Consider the following 16,128-nt stretch of genomic DNA (forward strand, 5'->3'; position numbering starts at 1 on the left):
CCGTTCCCCCGACGCCGGGCGGTAAGGGCAATGTCAGGGCTTTGCGTAGAAGACCTGCCTTACATCAATGTTCTCGGAACGAAAACCCGCTTCACAATAGTGCAGGTAAAATTCCCACATCCGCTTGAAGCGTTCGTCAAATCCCAACCTGGCAATCCGTTCCCAGGCACTCCAGAAATTGTCGCGCCATTCAGCAAGCGTACGCGCATAATCCTGGGGGAAGATGCGGGGCGGATGTTCGCTCAGGCCAGCGTCGGCAGCCAGATTCGATAAAATGGAAGGGGAAGGCAGCATGCCGCCTGGAAAAACATAGCGCTGGATGAAATCCGGCCGGGAGCGGTAGATTTCATAGCTGCGGTCGGCGATGGTAATGATCTGCAGACCTGCCCTGCCGCCTTGTTTGAGGCATTCGCGCAATTTGCCGAAATAGACCGGCCAGTATTTTTCGCCCACGGCCTCAAACATCTCGATTGAAGTGATTTTGTCATAAACGCCCGTTTCATCGCGGTAGTCCTGAAGCTTCACATCAACCTTTTCACCAAGCCCGGCCTTCTGGATGCGCTCACTGGCAAAGTCGAACTGCTCCTGGCTGATTGTCAATCCGGTGACATGGGCGTCGGTATTCTTCGCCACATATTCCGCAAAGCCGCCCCAGCCGCAACCGATCTCCAGCACCCGGTCGCCATCACCGATACCGGTGTTTTCCACCAGTGAACGGTATTTTGCCGCCTGGGCAGCTTCCAGCGAATTGGCGCCATCCTCATAGATCGCCGAGGAATAGGTCATGCTCTTGTCGAGCCACAGGCTGTAGAACTCGTTGCCCAGATCGTAATGGGCGGAAATGTTCTTGCGCGATTGCCGCTTGGTGTTGGTATTCATCCAGTGGCGGAAGCGCTCGAGAATGACCTGAATGAAACCGGGTGAGGTCAGCTGGTTGCCGAGGTCATAATTGACCGAGAACAACTCCAGCAGCGCGGTGACGTCGCTGGAATCCCATTCCTTGTCCATGTAGCTTTCGGCAACCCCGATTGAGCCGGCCATCAGCGCCTTGCGCGGCGGGTTCCAGTTATGCAGGGTGATGTCCGCATCCGGGCCGGGCCTGCTGCCCTCAAACCGGTAGGACGCACCATTGGGAAACACGATCGTCAGCGCCCCCGTGTCGAGCTGGGTCAGCGCTTTCAAAATGGCCGTGCTGTGAAACGGCAGGTTCGCCGTAATTTGCTTGATGTTGTCCAGGGTAACTTCAAGCGGCCCGGACTTTCCGCCGCCATCTGCCGTTACCGAACCTGCTCCCTTCATGACCCTACGCCTCCTCCGATCAAAGGATGCCTGTAAAATCGGTATTTTTCAGGCTTGTTCCCCGCACTTTTTGTCATAACTTACAGTTGCCCTTGTTCTCTCGCTCAAACGGCGGGAGCATGTTCGGGTTCCTCCATTGCGCCGCCAAACCGCTTTTTCTGCGGCCATTGGCGGCCTCAAGAAGCGATATTTCCATGTTCTGCAAAGGGTTGGCAAGGGTTTTGGGGCAAGCAGAATGGCTGGTGTTCATGCATTGCCGGACAGCCCGCTCACTTCTTTAAGCGCAGCAAGTGCCCGTTGCCGTGCGGTGGCATGATCGACCATCGGTTCAGGATAGGTTTCTCCCAGCACGATGCCGCCGGTCTCAAGAACGGATTTGGGCGCTTCCCACGGGGCATGCAGGTATTTGTCGGGCAGGTTTGCGATTTCCGGTACAAACCGGCGCACATAGCCGCCGTCAGGATCGAATTTGCGGCCCTGAAGCACCGGATTGAAGATGCGGAAATAGGGCGCTGCATCGGCGCCGCAGCCTGCAACCCATTGCCAGTTCGCCGGATTGCTCGCCCCATCGCCATCAACCAGCGTGTCCCAGAACCACCGTTCACCGATCCGCCAGTCGGCCAGAAGGTGCTTGACCAGAAAGGAGGCGGCAACCATGCGAATGCGGTTGTGCATGTAACCGGTCTGCCACAATTCACGCATGCCGGCATCGACAACGGGATAGCCGGTTTGTCCCTTCTTCCAGCGCTCAAACTGTTGGGTTTCGTCGCTGCGCCACGGGAAAGCATCGAACTTTTGCTGGAAGTTGCGCACAGGAAGGTCCGGAAAGTGAAACAGCAGATGATGGCAGAACTCGCGCCAGCCAAGTTCGGAAAGAAACTTGCTGGCGTCGCGGTCGCCGATCGTGCCTTTTTCCTGGTGCTGGCGTGCTGCATACCAAAGCTGGCGGGGTGACAGGATCCCGAACCGCAGATAGGGCGACAGGCGGGAAACCTTGTTGCGGGCCGGAAAATCGCGCCCCTGGCTATAGCCGTTGCTGCGCTCCTGGAGAAACTGCGCCAGCAATTCTCTTGCGCCCGCTTCACCCGCCGGCCAGAAGGTTTCCCAGCCCTGCGCCCAGTTGGGTTTTTCAGGCTGAAGGCGAATAGCATCAAGGCTTACGGTCCCTGATATCTCGCTGTTGAAGGCCTGCAGCTTCTTTGGCGCGGGCAGGGGCGGGCGCAGCTCACCCTGACGCAACAGGGCCTTGAAGAACGGCGTATAAACCTTGTAGGGGCCACCGCTGCCGGTCAGAAAGCGGCTGGGCTCATGCAGCAGATTGCCGTTGAAGCTTCTTGCTTCAATGCCGGCCCGCTGAAAGCGCATCTTGAGCCGGCTGTCCATCGCCGTTTCAGCGCCACCGGTGCGCCGCAGCCAGTAAACGCTGCTGGCACCGGTTTGCTCAGCCAGCCGGCCAAGAACGGTTTCGCTCTTGCCCTGAAAGATGCGCAATCTGCAGCCCGCCTTCGAAAGCGCATCGCCAAGCGCCGACAGGCTTTGATGCAGGAACCATTTCTGTGCCGCCCCCATGGGCCGCACGCCGTTAGTCTCCTCGTCATGCACATAGACTGCAAGCACAGGCCGTCCAAGGCCGGCGGCATGGCTGAGGGCAGGGTGGTCGCCACAGCGCAGATCATTGCGAAACCAGACAATGACGGGGGCTTGCCGGTCATCACCCGGTCCGCCATCTTCTGGCCCGGCTCCGGCAAGATTTGCAATGCTGGTCATGAAATCATCCCGAAATCAGGAAAACCGTGAAAGGAAGGGATGCAGATAGGGCTTTGCGGCGGCAAGGCAATCGCTGACGGCCTTTTTCCGTTTTGCTGCAGGAAGCGATGGCAGACGGGAAACAGTCTTGGCCAGTCGCTGAAACCCGGCGCTCTCTGCGCAACGCTCGTTCCCGGCAAGGACGAAAACCTCCTCGGCCCGCGTTTTGCCCTTAAGATCGAGTTTTCCGGCTGGAAGATAGGCAAGGCCGGGCGCTGCCGAAGCCGTTGCCTGTGAGACGAGGATGGGCGCACCCGTATCCTTCGTTGCCGCTTCAAGCCTTGAAGCGACATTGACGGTGTCGCCCACCACCGAATAATCAAACCGCGTCGTTGAGCCCAGATTGCCGACACAGCCGGGCCCCGTGCTGATGCCGATGCCGATTGCCACCGCGCCAAGGCCGCGCGCCCTGAAGCCGAACGCATCGCGCTCATTGAGCTGCTCGACCTCCTCCAGCATTTCAAGCGCCGCAAGACATGCCTTGCCGCCATGGTCTTCGACATCCAGCGGCGCATTCCAGAACGCCATGATGGCATCGCCGATATATTTGTCGATGGCGCCCTCATGGCGCTGGATAATGTCGGACAGCGGTGAAAGCAGATTGTTCAAAAAGGTGACCAGTTCCTCGGGCGTCAGATTTTCCGAAAGCGGCGTGAAATTGCGCACATCCATGAACATCACGGTCATGTCGCGGATTTCGCCGCCCAGTTTGAGCGCGTCGGGGTTTTCCTCCAGCCGCGTCAGCAGGTTGGGGGCGATGTAGTGGCGGAAGGCGGTTCTGATGAAGCGCCGCTCGCGGTCGGCAAAGGCAAAGAGCAGCAATGTTGTCAGGAAATAGGCGGTAAGCGACAGCAGCAGGGGAAACAGCGGATCGATGAGAAGCCCGTGACGTGAGAACGCCCACCAGCTCACTGCCAGCACGATAACCGCGCACGCCATCCCGAAGGCGGCGGCCGACAGCGCACCCAGAAACGGCAAGGCGGCGATGATCGCAAGCGAAAGCAGGACCGCAAGCACGGCTTCCGCGCCCGGCGCCCAGTCGGGCCGGTTGAGGAACTTGCCCTGCATGATCTGGTCGATCACCTGGGCATGAATGGCAACGCCGGGCACCGCTTCGCGCAGGATGGTCGTTCGGATGTCGCGCAGGCCCGCAGCCGATGCCCCCACAAGGGCAATCTTGCCGCCCACCTTGTCCGCGAGTTCGGTAACAGAGCCCGACAGAACCCTATCGGCTGACAGAAAGCTGGTCTGATCTGCGGGCGCAAAATAAAGATCGAGCCCGCCGTTTTTGGTGAGTGGAATGGTGAAATTGCCCAGCCGCGCCATGGTGATTGCAGCCGAGCCGCCGCTGGCCCGGTCTGCTTCGCCTCCCTCCCTGCCGGCAAAGGTGGTGACCAGCAGAAAGGAGTGGCGCTTTCCGCTGGCAGATTGCAGCGCAACCCGCAGCGCTTCGGCCGAAAGAGCCGGATAGACATTGCCGTCCTGGGCCGCAAACAGCGGTATGCGCCGCACCACGTCGTCGGTCTGGCTTTCCCCCAGGCTGATATGGCCATGGCCGCTTGCGGACGAGACCAGTACCGGCAGGCTTGAGATCGCACCCTGCAGGGGTTCGAGCAGGCCGTTCAGGTCTTCGCCGAGCCAGCTAACCCCGGCAATCTTTCTGGCACTGTCGCGTGTTTGTCCTCTGGCATCGAAAAATGCCAGCACCGCGGGCGAGCGCGATATCGCCGCCGCAAATTGCGCATCGTGGTCGGGCAGGGCCTTCAGCTTTGCTGCGGTTGCCTCCCGGTCCGCCATGTCCGGTGGCAGCTTGCCGGCCAGAAAGGCGGGGGCCGTCCGGTCGGGTTCTGAAAACACCATGTCAAAGGCAATCGCAGCGGCCCCGGCCCGGGAAAGGCGGTCTGTCAATTCGGCCAGATCGCTGCGCGGCCATGGCCATTGGCCTCTGGCAGCAATCGACGGTTCGTCGATATCGATTACCACCACCGCGCTTTGGGATGCATCACGCGGCTTGAGCTGCTGGTAGAAATCGAACACCAGGTTTTGCAGCGGGCGCAGCAGATCGGGACGCGACAGCGAAAAAAACAGTGCAATCAAAACCACGCCGGCAGAGATCGCCAGCACATACGGTGTTTTTCCCCTGAAGATGCGATTTATCATGCCGCGAGTCACAAAGACGGTTCAGACCGGCTGTGTGACGCACGTCACAGCAGCTTTACGTCAGGTAGGTTAGCCGTTACGGTAGTCCCCGCAAACGGGGCACACAACACAATAGTTACATCCTCCGGGAAAGTCTGTGCAGGCAGCGAGGGACACCGGAGACGGTGTTTTTGAAGGCGAATGTGGAGTCCGTCATGTTGAAGAAAATCCGGTCCGTTATGCCGCAAGCCGGTGTCCGCGCACTGTTGCCGGCACTTCCGCTGCTGTTGCTGGTAACGCCCGCGCCCGCACAGACGGTTGAGGAGATCGGGCGTTCGATCAGGGTTAAGAATGTGGTGACCGGTTCCCTGAACAACCGGCGTCTTGCGCCCAGGGACCCGGTCTATGCCAGCGAGTCTGTTTCCGCTGAATTCAACTCCCATGGTGAAATCCGCCTGAACGACAAATCCCGCATCATTGTCGGCGAAAACTCCGTTATTCACCTTGACGAGTTTGTCGTCGGCGCAGACGGCTTTCAGCAGGGCACCATCGAGGTGGCCAAGGGGGCTTTCCGTTTCATCACCGGCAATTCTCCAAAGGGCGCCTTCACGGTAAAGACCCCGGTGTCGACCATCGGCGTGCGGGGAACGGTCTTCGATGTCTATGTCAATGCGCTTGGCCTGACCCGTGTCATCCTGTTCAAGGGAGAGATAGAGGCCTGTTCAAGCAGCAATTGCGTCGTCGTGAACCGGCCCTGCGATATTGCCGAGGTAACGTCCAGCGAGGCGCACGAATTGCCTTACCTGCGTTCTGGCGACCGTACCGGAGAGGATAGCAATTATACCCTGACCTCCCGCCAGAATCGTTTTCGCCTTGGATGGCGTGCCCCGGTGCTGACCTGCGCCATCCGCGCCGCTTTCGACCCGGCCGTCAAAAAGGCGCCAGCGCCATCTCAGGGCAGTGAAGGTGGCAGCGGAAAAACGGAACCGTCGCCGAGATCCGACCGGAAATCAGATCCGCAGTCCAATGATTATGGCCCTACTACCGGCTATCCGTGATCGGTGGGATGAATGGACATCTTGCAACATCCAGGGCAGTACATTACAGCCTGATCTGCATGCCATCCTTGGTAACGGTGCAGTTTGCCATGTCCCGTTCCATCCGGGCGGCAATCCTGTCCAGCGCCGCATCGTCGCGAAACGGCATGTGATGGATGCCGAAAACATGGCGCGCCCCGGCTTCCTTCCTCAACCGCTCCGCCTCTTCCCAGGTTGAGTGGCCGAAACTGGCAAAGCGTGGAAACTCTTCATCCACATAGCTGCAGTCATAGGCGAAGGCATCCGCGTCCTTTAAAAACGACACAAGCGCAGCATCGCGCTGGCCCGGTGCGTGAGCTGTATCCGTAATGAAGGCAAAGCGCTTGCCACCATATTCGATCCGGTATCCGGTTGCCCCGCCGGGATGGTGCAGCCGCATTGTGTAAACCATGATGCCATCACCCAGATCAATCGAGGCGCCGTCTTCCAGGTCATGATATCGAATGCCCGCACGAAATTTTTCCCGGCGAATAGGAAAATACGGTTCCTTCATGAGGCCATCGACGATGTCCCGCGTGCGATCGATCCCTTTCAGCTTGCCGGACCAAAATCCGATCGAAAAGCCCGGATCGTAAAACGGTTCGAAGAAGGGAATGCCTTCAACATGGTCGTAATGGGCGTGGGTCAGCAACAGATCGAATGCACGAATCCCGTTGCCCATCATGGCAGAGCCCAGCGGCACAAGGCCCGATCCTGCGTCCAGCACGATGACGCGCCTGCCGCAACGCACTTCCGCGCAGATGGTCTTGCGGCCATAGCGCGTAAAGCCATCTCCGGTGACCATGCGGGTTCCGCGGGTGCCCCAGAACGTCACGGACAGATCGTCCGTTTCACCAGGATTTATGGATTGCATGTAAACCTGTCAGCCAATTATTCCGCCGCCTGCTGCAGCGCTAATGCCCCGTCTCGACCCTATTTGCATCAACGGCTCCGATCAACTGTCATATTGACAGCCGGCGATCAACTTCTTCACGGTTGAAAAATATTTGTTACAGCGCTACCGCCTGGTTCGTGCTGAAACGGTTTTGGCGCGTCTGTGCAGGTCGCTTGAAATGGCTTTTGATCCCTTTGCTCCTTCCCTCTGGAAGCTCGGCCATGGCCGGGAGATTGAAATCGGCCCGCGGGCCGTGATCATGGGCGTGTTGAACGTAACGCCGGATTCGTTTTCCGATGGCGGCCGCTATGAGCGCCCGGATGCAGCCATTCGCCGTGCCAGACGCATGGCAAGGGAAGGGGCGGCGATCATCGACATTGGCGGGGAATCCTCGCGCCCCGGTTTCAACGAGATTTCCGCGGCTGAAGAGCAGGACCGCATTCTGCCGGTTTTCGAGGCCCTGAAGAATGACGGAATTCTGCTTTCGGTCGATACCTGGCGGGCCGAAACGGCAGTTCTTGCCGTCAAGGCCGGCGCTCACATTATCAACGATGTGTGGGGCTTCCAGCGCGACAAGGAGCTTGCCGGCGTGGCGGCCAACCATTCAAGCGGCTGTCTTTTGATGCATACCGGGCGTGAGCGAGACAAGGATGCCGACGTCATCCGCGATCAGCATGCTTTCTTGAAAGAAAGCCTCAAGGCCGCAGCCGCCGAAGGCGTAGAGCGCGAAAGGATCATGCTGGATCCCGGATTTGGCTTTGCCAAGGATCACCAGGAAAACATCGACCTGCTGGCCCGCATGGAAGAGCTGTTTTCCCTTGGCTATCCCATTTTGACCGGCACTTCGCGCAAGCGGTTTATCGGTCACGTAACGGGCCGTTCTGCCGGCCGCCGTGATACCGGTACGGCTGCGACAAGCGTTATCGCACGGATGAAAGGAAGCGCTGTCTTTCGGGTGCATGATGTGGCAAAAAACCGCGATGCGTTGCGCATTGCCGATGCCGTACTGGCCGCAGAAGGCCGCGTTTTAAGCCAACCCAGCCCGTAAAGCCGCCGGAAGGACCCAATGAGCGACTACACCATCACCCTGAAAAACTGCGCCTTCTTCGCCCGCCATGGCATATACAACGAGGAAGAGGTGCTCGGTCAGCGCTTCTTTGTCGATGCGGTTCTCAAGGTCGATGGCGGCACTTCGCTCGAAAACGACGACATCACCGGCACCGTCGACTACGGCAAGGCGTTCAGGGTCATCGAACGGGTTGTTACCGGCCAGCGGCGCTATCTGATCGAGGCACTGGCGCTGCAGGTGGCAAAAGCCCTGTGCAAGAAGTTCAAGATGATCCGCAGGGCCGAAATCACCATCCGCAAGCCCAACGCACCGGTCCAGGGCATTCTCGACACCATCGAGGTGACGGTTGTCTACCCCCAATAGTGAACAAGCCCCGGGAAGTTCCTCTTCACGGGTGTGGATCGGTCTTGGCGGCAATGTCGGCGACGTGCGCAGCGCGATGCAAACGGCACTTGCTCAGATTGCCGCTCTGCCTGAGACCCGCATTGAAGCAGCTTCGGCGCTTTATCGTACCAAACCGTGGGGCGATAGGGATCAGGACGATTTCCTGAACGCCTGCCTTCGCATGGCGACCGCGCTTGCGCCGATTGAATTGCTGGCGGAACTAAAACGGATCGAAACCGGCTTGCAGCGCCGCACGACACGCCGCTGGGGTCCGAGAACAATCGACCTCGACATTCTGGTCTATGAAGGCATTGAAGGGACGTGGGATGGCCTGACCCTGCCGCATCCAAGAACGGCTGAGCGGATATTCGTCATCCGTCCGCTGTTCGACCTTAACCCGCAATTGGTAATCGAGGGAAAAACCGTTGAAACACACCTTGATGCGCTGATTGCCAGGGGCGAAGGGTCGGAAATCGAATTGCAGGACGCAGCCGATGCCTGGTCCGGGCAGTATTTACAGCGATAGGGTGGAAAGGGATCAGCTGCGCTTGGCGATTTTGGCGTTGCTGCTGCCTGCCATGCGGTCAAGGCGCATGCCGATAACCGGGATCAGGCGCCCGTCGACCCGCACGGAAATCGTCATCTGCATGTGATCGGCATTGTCCTTGCTGGCAACCAGCACGCCGCGAAGGTCCTTGCGCTTGATGTTGACCACCAGCTTGTTGCGCGAATAGCGCCCGCCGGTAATGTCCATGCCTTCCCCGGCTTCGCCATCGAGAAACTTGCCGCGATAGCTGCCACCGGCCTTTTCAATTAAGGCGTTCATCGGCTGTGAAAAAACCCCCACACGGCAATACCCGTCGATTTTCATGCCCGTTCTGGTGGATGGATTAATGCCGTTGAAAACGCAGGTGAATTTGGTCCCCTTGTACTTTCCGGCGACGATTTCACCCGGTCCGGACCATTTGCCCTGGACTTCCTTGAAAAAGGCTGTTTCGCCCGCATGGGCATAGCCGAATGCGGCAAGGGCGAAGAACAAGGCACTGATCAGGCTACGCAACATGGTCCATTCTTTCATAACGGGGACAACGAAACTGGTATGCGGAATGTTACCCAAAATGGTTAACCATTCCTCTCGGCCAGCCTTCAAATCATGTTACAGCCGCGCATATTGCCGACAAAAAAGGCGGTCATTGGTCATAAACAATACAGCCGCCGGGCAGGGTTGGCAAATCAACACCTTCAAGCAGCATCAGCCATCCGGCTTGCCGGAAGGGGCATTCCCCTGCAGCCTGACGATCTCTGACATGAACTCGGAAAGCTTCGGGCGGTTGTTTTTTCCGAAGGCAACCGGCCGGCAGATATCCATGGCGGCGAGGCCGATTCGGGCGGTCAGAAGCCCGTTGACAACCCCTTCGCCAAGCCGCGCTGACAGTTTTGCCGCGAGGCCATGGCCGATCAATTGCTGCAACAGTCCGTCGCCGACGGCGATGGCGCCGGTGGCACCCAGATGAAACACCACCTGGCGGACCAGCCTGGCAGCGCCCAGAACACCTGGCTTTCCACCATAATGCTCGCCGATGCGGCGGATAAGCCGGACGTTTTCAAACAGCACGAACCCCACATCGATCAGCGCCCTCGGGCTGACGGCCGTTACCACAGAAACCCGTTTGGCGGAGCCCATCACCATTGCCCGTGCCGTCTGGTCCATCGGCAAGAGCAGGTCGCGCTCGATCAGATCAATCATGTCGCGCCCATCCATCACTTCGCCGTCATGGGCTGCGAGCTTCTCCCGGCCGCGCGCGGTTTCTGGGTGATCGGCCAGAAGCGAGACAACGTCTTTCGAAACCCGGCGGGCAAGGACAAGGTTGTTTTCGGTGCGGGCCGTCTGCGCCTCATGGCGCAATCCGTCAATGCTTCGCAACCGCCAAAGTGCCCTGATTTCCCGCAGCGCGATGGCGAGGACGGCAATGACCAGCAGTGCGGTGAGCCCGAGCGCGGCATAACCAAGCCAGGTGTTTCGGGCAAACAGGTCTCGCACCAGGCTGTCGAGCCAGAGCGACAGCGCAAGGCCAGCCAGCAGGCCGAAAGCTGAAAGCGCCAGCTTACCCCAGCTGAAGGTGCGCGGTGGACCGGCAGGGGAAGCAGGTTCTGCTTCCAGTTTCTGCAGGTCGCGCATCTGTTCTGAGTTGGCACCGGATCTCACCAGATCCTCGTATACGGGATCGACTGCTTCCTCCGGCAGGGTGGTCAGTTTGACCTTTTTCGCGCGCTTCTTCTCCGCCGCGTCGATGGCCATGGGCCTGCGGGCAGTCCTGGCTGACTGCGATTTTGCGGTGGCTGCGGGTTCGGCACGATCCCCGTCGCCCGATTGTTGTTTCACCGCGAAACTTCTCGGTTTCCTGCTCATTGAAGGCATGCTCCCCTGTGCATCAAGCCAGCTGATCGCCGAGCAGAAACTCGAGCGCCCGGTCAAGCCGGATGTGCGGCAGCGAAAGGGTCAGCCCCTCCGCGGTGGTTTCCAGTTTTGGCGGGCGAAAGCGCACGAAACGCAAATCACCGGCAACGCTGCCCTTGCCGGTTTCATCGAGCAGTACGGAAACATCTTTTGGCAGGTCCCCCGGAAACACCGCCGTCTGCGTTTTGCCGTCGAACGTCTTGTCCCCGATCGTCTCTCCGCTGATCGGTTCGCCCAGAATGACCGGAAAGGTTTCCCCGCCTTCCTCCACCACACCCTCCTTGGTTGCCCGCACGGCGGCCATGGCAAGGACCTGGGCCTTGGCGCCGGCATAGTGGGCCCGCTCCACGGCACGGTTGACCAGCAGGTTGAGAATTGCCTCCAGCCGCTGATGGTTTTCATGATGAAGATGATCGGCCTTGGTCGCGGCAAACAGGATTTTGTCGATGCGACGCAGCACCAGGGACGGCAGCCAGGAAGACGATCCGGCCCTGAAACAGCGCAGGATATCGGCCAGGGCATGTTCAAGATCGCCCAGCGCCTCCGGCCCGGCATTGATCGCCTGCAGCGGATCGACCAGAACGATCTGGCGGTCGAGGCGGGCAAAATGCTCGCGAAAAAAGGGCCGTACGACCACATCCTTGTAAGCTTCGAACCGCTTTGCCATCAGTGCGTAAAGGGATGTTGAGGCAGCCTTCTCCCCGTCGCCGGGGTCAAGCGGCGAAAAGGTCAGGGCAGGGGAATCCTTCAGATCGCCCGGCATCAGGAACCGGCCCGGCGGCAGGGTCGACAGCGCCGTTTCATCTTCCCGGCAGGCCTTCAGATAGCCGGTGAATTCCCGTGCAAGGTCAATCGCCCGGTTCTCGTCCGCATCCTTTGCCGCATCGGTCTTTGCCAGCAGCTTCAGCCATTTTTCAGCAAGTTTCTTGCGATTACCCTTTTGCGCCAGTTCAAGCGCCTGCCGGCTCCATTCGGTAAAGGTCATGCCCAGCAGTGGCAGATCGAGCAGCCATTCCCCGGGATAATCGACGATGTCGATGTTGAGCGTTCCCGCACCGAACCGGCGCGAAAAGGCGGATGCACTTTCATAGTGCAGCGTCAGGCGCAGTTCGGAGATCGCCCGGGTCGAATCCGGCCAGGCGCGTTCTTCCACCAGCGTCTTGATGTGTTCTTCATAGGAAAAGCGCGGCACATCCATGGTAGGCTGCGGGTTGAGCTGCGCCTTGGCGATGCGGCCGCTGGCATGGGCTTCAAACAGCGGCAGCCTGCCGCCCTTTAGCAGGTTGTGCACCAGGGCGGTAATGAACACCGTCTTGCCCGAACGCGACAGGCCCGTCACGCCGAGGCGCACCGTCGGCTGAAACAGGTTTTTCGCGCTGTCCTGCAGGTTATCGAGCGCAATCAGCGCCTCATCGGCGAGATTGGTGATGCTGGCCAAACGGGTGCCCCTCTGTTCTCCACGGTCTGATAGGTCCGCTGTTCCCCCTGTATATGGGAGTTAAGGGACGCAAATCAAAGCGGTTTGCACCGGCGTTGAAGCCACTCTTCAACCAGTGCTCATGACCTGGCCGGCTGGCGAAACGGCTTTGGCGTCAGGAAATGAACCAGATTTCCTGTCCCTGGCCGCAGGTCCTGCCAGTTTTCGATGTCGAAATCGAAAACGGCCATCGCACCGGTTGGATATTTGTAGGCGATGGATGCCTTCTCGCTGCCGGGGGCAAGCGCTGCATTGCGGTCGAGCAGCATGTTGGCAAGCGCCGCGCAGGAGGGATTGTGCCCCACGATCATCAGCGTTTCAGCTTCGCCATGGGATTCAAGCACGGCAAGGTAGTCATCCGCCGTGCCGGAATAAAGGTCCGGATGATGGGTGATGCCCGGCGCCTGTTCGAAAGCCGGCGTGATGGCATCCAGCGTCTGGCGTGTTCGCACCGCTTCCGAGCAGTAAACATGGCCGGGCGTCAGGCCGTGCTCGCCGATCCAGCCTGCGACGATTTCCGCATCGGCGATACCGCGCGGCTCCAACTGCCGCCCTATGTCGCGCTGGCCGGGCAGGGCCCAGCCGGTCTTCAGGTGACGCAAGATGATCAAACGCAACATTGTTCTCCTTCACGCCGCAGGCAAACGGCTACTGAAACTGATTTGATATCATAGGCCCAGGTCTTTGGCCCATTCGATGATGGTATCCTCCACCGCCCGGGTCGTGCCCGGACTGAGAATGTCACCGGCAATGACATGGTGATTTTTGTCCTCGCTGTTTTCGATCTTGACGGACTTTGCCGGCCCGCCCCAGGCCGCGGCAATTTTTGCCGTGCGCTTTGCATCCACCACCGTGTCCTGCATGGAATAGACAAACAGGGCAGGTACCTTGATTTTTGCCGGGTCGATGCTTGAGACCACCTTCAGCAACGCCCCCATGGGGAACACAGCCTTGCTGGGATAGCTGGTCGTCCAGCCATGGGCCTGGCCTTCGTTTCGCGGCTCCCAGGAGCGCTGTGAGCCGAGGACCAGCGGCAGCAGGGTTTCAGCCCAGGGCATGTTGAGCAGCCAGATCGGGGCGCCATGCACCGCATAATTGGGAGAGATCAGCACCAGCGCATCCATCATGGCGGAAAGTTCGCCATTGCTTGCCGCCCAGGTCGCCAGTGTGCCGCCGGTGGAGACGGAAAGCACCAATACCTTGTCGCCCAGCCGCTTTCCGATTGCCAGTGCTTCAGCAGTATCGTCCAGCCAGCCCGAAAGCGTTGCCTCGGCCATGGCTTCACCACTGCGCCCATGACCGCCAAGCCGGGTATAAAAGAGGTTTGCGCCGAGCGCCTTTGCCACGGTCTGCGGCACCGGATCGATTTCCACCCGGCTGGCCGAATAGCCGTGCAGATATACGACCGACACCGGTGTTTTGGCTTTCGTGGCCGGATCGGCCCACAGGATCTCCTTGTGCAGGCCCTCACGGATATCGGAAAACGCCGCCTCGCTGCCGGCAAGATAGGCATCAAGGTCATCGCCAAGGCTTGAGACGTCGAAGGTCATGGATTGCCGTGTGTCGGGACGCGGCCCCAGCAAAAAGACAGCCACAAGGACAACGAGCAGCACCAGCGCAATCTTGCCAAACCTTCGCATGCGTGCCTCATCGTCCCGTCGCCGTTCATCTCTCTTTTTGCCTGTCTGAAGGCAAAGCTGCAAGGGAGTTCATGCGTGTGGAGTGCCACATGGATTGCCGCGCGCAGAGCAATGGCCGCTCAAAGACTGGAAACATCCACATTGGCGCGGTTGACCACCATGCGCATTGCAAAACTGGACAGCATTCTCGAAACGCCGGGCAGGGTGGAAAGCCAGTTTTTGTGAATCTGCTCGAAATGCTCCATGTCACGGGCGTTGACCCGGATGACATAGTCGCTCTGGCCCGACATCAGAAAGCAGGCGACGATGAACGGGCATTTGGAAACCGCGTCCTCAAACTTGCGAAGATGCTCTTCTGACTGGCCGTTGAGGGTGATCTGGATGATCGCGGTGATCGTCTGGCCGATGGCACGGTTGGAAATGACGGCGTGATAGCCTTCGATAACGCCTTCCTTTTCCAGCAACTGCACCCGCCGCAGGCAGGCCGACTGCGACAACCCGACCCGTTCGGCGAGGTCCACATTGGAAATGCGTGCATTGTCCTGAAGCGCGCTAAGGATCGCACGATCAATCTTGTCGAAGCGTTCAAATGGCATGATCTTCGAATAGCACGCTGCAACACAAAAGAAAATTCGAAACACCCCTTGGTCGCCCGCTTCAATTAGCAAGGAAATGCAGTGTCGGTTGCGGCATATTGCGCCAATCTTAGTTGAGGCTCAGTAAGGGAGGATGCCCCATGCGCATTGGCGTGCCGAAGGAGATTAAGAACAACGAATTTCGCGTCGGGCTGACGCCGGGTTCTGTTCGTGAATATGTTGCCCATGGCCACAAGGTATTTGTCGAAACCAATGCCGGGGGCGGCATCAATGCTTCCGACAAGGATTACCGGGCAGCTGGGGCGACCATCCTCAAGACGGCAAAGGACGTCTTTGCCAAGGCCGACATGATCGTCAAGGTGAAGGAGCCCCAGCCCGCAGAGTGGAAAATGCTGCGTGCCGACCAGATCCTCTATACCTATCTGCATCTGGCTCCGGACCCGGCACAAACCAAGGGCTTGATTGCCTCCGGCTGCACGGCAGTTGCCTATGAGACCGTGACCGACAATCGCGGCGCCCTGCCGCTGCTGGCGCCGATGTCGGAAGTTGCCGGACGCCTTTCGATCCAGGCGGCTGCAACGGCGCTGCAAAAACCCAATGGCGGCCGGGGCAAGCTGATGGGCGGCGTTCCGGGCGTTGCGCCCGCCAATGTGGTGGTGATCGGCGGCGGTGTCGTCGGCACCCATGCCGCCAAGATGGCCGTTGGCCTTGGTGCCAGCGTCACAATGCTCGATCGCTCCTTGCCGCGCCTGCGGGAGCTGGACGATCTGTTCGGGGGACGCGTCATCACCCGCTATTCGACCACCGACACGATCGAGGAATGTGTCAACGAGGCCGATGCGGTCATCGGCGCGGTTTTAATCCCGGGCGCTTCTGCTCCCAAGCTGGTAAACCGCAAAATGCTCAAGAACATGCGCAAGGGTGCGGTACTGGTCGACGTTGCGATCGATCAGGGCGGTTGCTTTGAAACCTCCAAGGCAACCACCCACGCAGCACCAACCTATGAGGTCGACGGTATCATTCACTATTGCGTTGCCAACATGCCGGGCGCTGTGCCGATGACCTCGTCCTACGCGCTCAACAACGCAACCCTGCAATACGGCCTGCAATTGGCCGACAAGGGGCTTGATGCCATTCGCGGCAACATCCACCTGCAGAACGGCCTCAACGTTCATCGCGGCATGATCACCAATGAGGCCGTTGCCCAGTCGCTGAAGAAAAAGATGGTTGCTCCGCTCAAGGCGCTTGAAACCGCCTGAGGCTTGAAACACTTCAGACAAGGGGTGCCC

Annotated in this window: 15 protein-coding genes; 5 read left to right on the plus strand and 10 right to left on the minus strand. The window is 59.3% G+C overall.

The genetic code is table 11. From position 1 onward, the window contains the following. Positions 1 to 33: 33 nt before the first annotated feature. The 3 genes from BVL55_RS07000 to BVL55_RS07010 form a co-directional block, all read right to left on the minus strand. Positions 34 to 1,299: an SAM-dependent methyltransferase gene (locus BVL55_RS07000; RefSeq protein ID WP_075996291.1), complete on the minus strand. Its 1,266-nt coding sequence runs from the start codon at positions 1,297 to 1,299 to the stop codon at positions 34 to 36. A gap of 246 nt (positions 1,300 to 1,545) precedes the next feature. Further along, a complete protein-coding gene (locus tag BVL55_RS07005) occupies positions 1,546 to 3,066 on the minus strand; it encodes a cryptochrome/photolyase family protein (protein ID WP_083649415.1) in 1,521 nt (506 codons plus the stop codon). A gap of 15 nt (positions 3,067 to 3,081) precedes the next feature. Next, positions 3,082 to 5,265 carry a CHASE2 domain-containing protein gene (locus tag BVL55_RS07010; RefSeq protein ID WP_083649416.1) on the minus strand — a complete coding sequence of 728 codons (2,184 nt, stop codon included), beginning with the start codon at positions 5,263 to 5,265 and terminating at the stop codon, positions 3,082 to 3,084. 194 nt (positions 5,266 to 5,459) lie between these two features. Between BVL55_RS07010 and BVL55_RS07015 the strand changes: the two genes are divergently transcribed. Then, positions 5,460 to 6,302: a FecR family protein gene (locus BVL55_RS07015; protein WP_156892458.1), complete on the plus strand. Its 843-nt coding sequence runs from the start codon at positions 5,460 to 5,462 to the stop codon at positions 6,300 to 6,302. A gap of 43 nt (positions 6,303 to 6,345) precedes the next feature. Here the strand turns inward: BVL55_RS07015 and BVL55_RS07020 are convergent, their stop codons facing one another. Further along, complete coding sequence (locus BVL55_RS07020; RefSeq protein ID WP_075996294.1) at positions 6,346 to 7,194, minus strand: MBL fold metallo-hydrolase; 849 nt, start codon at positions 7,192 to 7,194, stop codon at positions 6,346 to 6,348. Between the two features lie 199 nt (positions 7,195 to 7,393). Here BVL55_RS07020 and folP point away from each other — a divergent pair, with 199 nt between their 5' ends. The 3 genes from folP to folK are packed head-to-tail and all read left to right on the plus strand — an operon-like array spanning position 7,394 to position 9,194. After that, a complete protein-coding gene (folP, locus tag BVL55_RS07025) occupies positions 7,394 to 8,263 on the plus strand; it encodes a dihydropteroate synthase (protein WP_075997986.1) in 870 nt (289 codons plus the stop codon). A gap of 18 nt (positions 8,264 to 8,281) precedes the next feature. Further along, positions 8,282 to 8,647 carry a dihydroneopterin aldolase gene (gene folB / locus BVL55_RS07030; RefSeq protein WP_075996295.1) on the plus strand — a complete coding sequence of 122 codons (366 nt, stop codon included), beginning with the start codon at positions 8,282 to 8,284 and terminating at the stop codon, positions 8,645 to 8,647. Next, complete coding sequence (folK, locus tag BVL55_RS07035) at positions 8,631 to 9,194, plus strand: 2-amino-4-hydroxy-6-hydroxymethyldihydropteridine diphosphokinase (protein WP_156892459.1); 564 nt, start codon at positions 8,631 to 8,633, stop codon at positions 9,192 to 9,194. The genes folB and folK overlap by 17 nt, the downstream gene beginning before the upstream one ends. 12 nt (positions 9,195 to 9,206) lie before the next feature. Here folK and BVL55_RS07040 read toward each other — a convergent pair whose 3' ends face one another. The 6 genes from BVL55_RS07040 to BVL55_RS07065 all read right to left on the minus strand — a co-directional run bounded on the left by BVL55_RS07040 (position 9,207) and on the right by BVL55_RS07065 (position 14,839). Then, entirely contained in the window at positions 9,207 to 9,731 is a 525-nt protein-coding gene (locus BVL55_RS07040; RefSeq protein WP_083649417.1) for a hypothetical protein, read from the minus strand. A gap of 189 nt (positions 9,732 to 9,920) precedes the next feature. Continuing rightward, positions 9,921 to 11,051 carry a YcjF family protein gene (locus BVL55_RS07045; protein WP_205410853.1) on the minus strand — a complete coding sequence of 377 codons (1,131 nt, stop codon included), beginning with the start codon at positions 11,049 to 11,051 and terminating at the stop codon, positions 9,921 to 9,923. A 49-nt stretch (positions 11,052 to 11,100) separates the two neighbouring features. Beyond that, positions 11,101 to 12,564: a YcjX family GTP-binding protein gene (locus BVL55_RS07050; RefSeq protein ID WP_075996299.1), complete on the minus strand. Its 1,464-nt coding sequence runs from the start codon at positions 12,562 to 12,564 to the stop codon at positions 11,101 to 11,103. A 119-nt stretch (positions 12,565 to 12,683) separates the two neighbouring features. Further along, entirely contained in the window at positions 12,684 to 13,220 is a 537-nt protein-coding gene (locus tag BVL55_RS07055) for a SixA phosphatase family protein (RefSeq protein WP_075997987.1), read from the minus strand. Between the two features lie 51 nt (positions 13,221 to 13,271). Further along, entirely contained in the window at positions 13,272 to 14,243 is a 972-nt protein-coding gene (locus BVL55_RS07060; protein ID WP_075996300.1) for an alpha/beta hydrolase, read from the minus strand. 119 nt (positions 14,244 to 14,362) lie between these two features. After that, positions 14,363 to 14,839 carry an Lrp/AsnC family transcriptional regulator gene (locus tag BVL55_RS07065; protein WP_075997988.1) on the minus strand — a complete coding sequence of 159 codons (477 nt, stop codon included), beginning with the start codon at positions 14,837 to 14,839 and terminating at the stop codon, positions 14,363 to 14,365. Between the two features lie 140 nt (positions 14,840 to 14,979). Here BVL55_RS07065 and ald point away from each other — a divergent pair, with 140 nt between their 5' ends. Then, entirely contained in the window at positions 14,980 to 16,098 is a 1,119-nt protein-coding gene (ald, locus tag BVL55_RS07070) for an alanine dehydrogenase (RefSeq protein WP_075996301.1), read from the plus strand. Positions 16,099 to 16,128: the final 30 nt, after the last annotated feature.

This window comes from Salaquimonas pukyongi (assembly GCF_001953055.1).
In the GTDB taxonomy this organism is placed as follows: Bacteria; Pseudomonadota; Alphaproteobacteria; order Rhizobiales; family Rhizobiaceae; genus Salaquimonas; species Salaquimonas pukyongi.

Excerpts from the sequence above, each read along its gene's own strand:
- BVL55_RS07000 (WP_075996291.1), bottom strand. The coding sequence starts at position 1,299 with ATGAAGGGAGCAGGTTCGGTAACGGCAGATGGCGGCGGAAAGTCCGGG.
- BVL55_RS07005 (WP_083649415.1), bottom strand. The coding sequence starts at position 3,066 with ATGACCAGCATTGCAAATCTTGCCGGAGCCGGGCCAGAAGATGGCGGA.
- BVL55_RS07010 (WP_083649416.1), bottom strand. The coding sequence starts at position 5,265 with ATGATAAATCGCATCTTCAGGGGAAAAACACCGTATGTGCTGGCGATC.
- BVL55_RS07015 (WP_156892458.1), top strand. The coding sequence starts at position 5,460 with ATGTTGAAGAAAATCCGGTCCGTTATGCCGCAAGCCGGTGTCCGCGCA.
- BVL55_RS07020 (WP_075996294.1), bottom strand. The coding sequence starts at position 7,194 with ATGCAATCCATAAATCCTGGTGAAACGGACGATCTGTCCGTGACGTTC.
- folP (WP_075997986.1), top strand. The coding sequence starts at position 7,394 with ATGGCTTTTGATCCCTTTGCTCCTTCCCTCTGGAAGCTCGGCCATGGC.
- folB (WP_075996295.1), top strand. The coding sequence starts at position 8,282 with ATGAGCGACTACACCATCACCCTGAAAAACTGCGCCTTCTTCGCCCGC.
- BVL55_RS07040 (WP_083649417.1), bottom strand. The coding sequence starts at position 9,731 with ATGTTGCGTAGCCTGATCAGTGCCTTGTTCTTCGCCCTTGCCGCATTC.
- BVL55_RS07060 (WP_075996300.1), bottom strand. The coding sequence starts at position 14,243 with ATGCGAAGGTTTGGCAAGATTGCGCTGGTGCTGCTCGTTGTCCTTGTG.
- BVL55_RS07065 (WP_075997988.1), bottom strand. The coding sequence starts at position 14,839 with ATGCCATTTGAACGCTTCGACAAGATTGATCGTGCGATCCTTAGCGCG.
- ald (WP_075996301.1), top strand. The coding sequence starts at position 14,980 with ATGCGCATTGGCGTGCCGAAGGAGATTAAGAACAACGAATTTCGCGTC.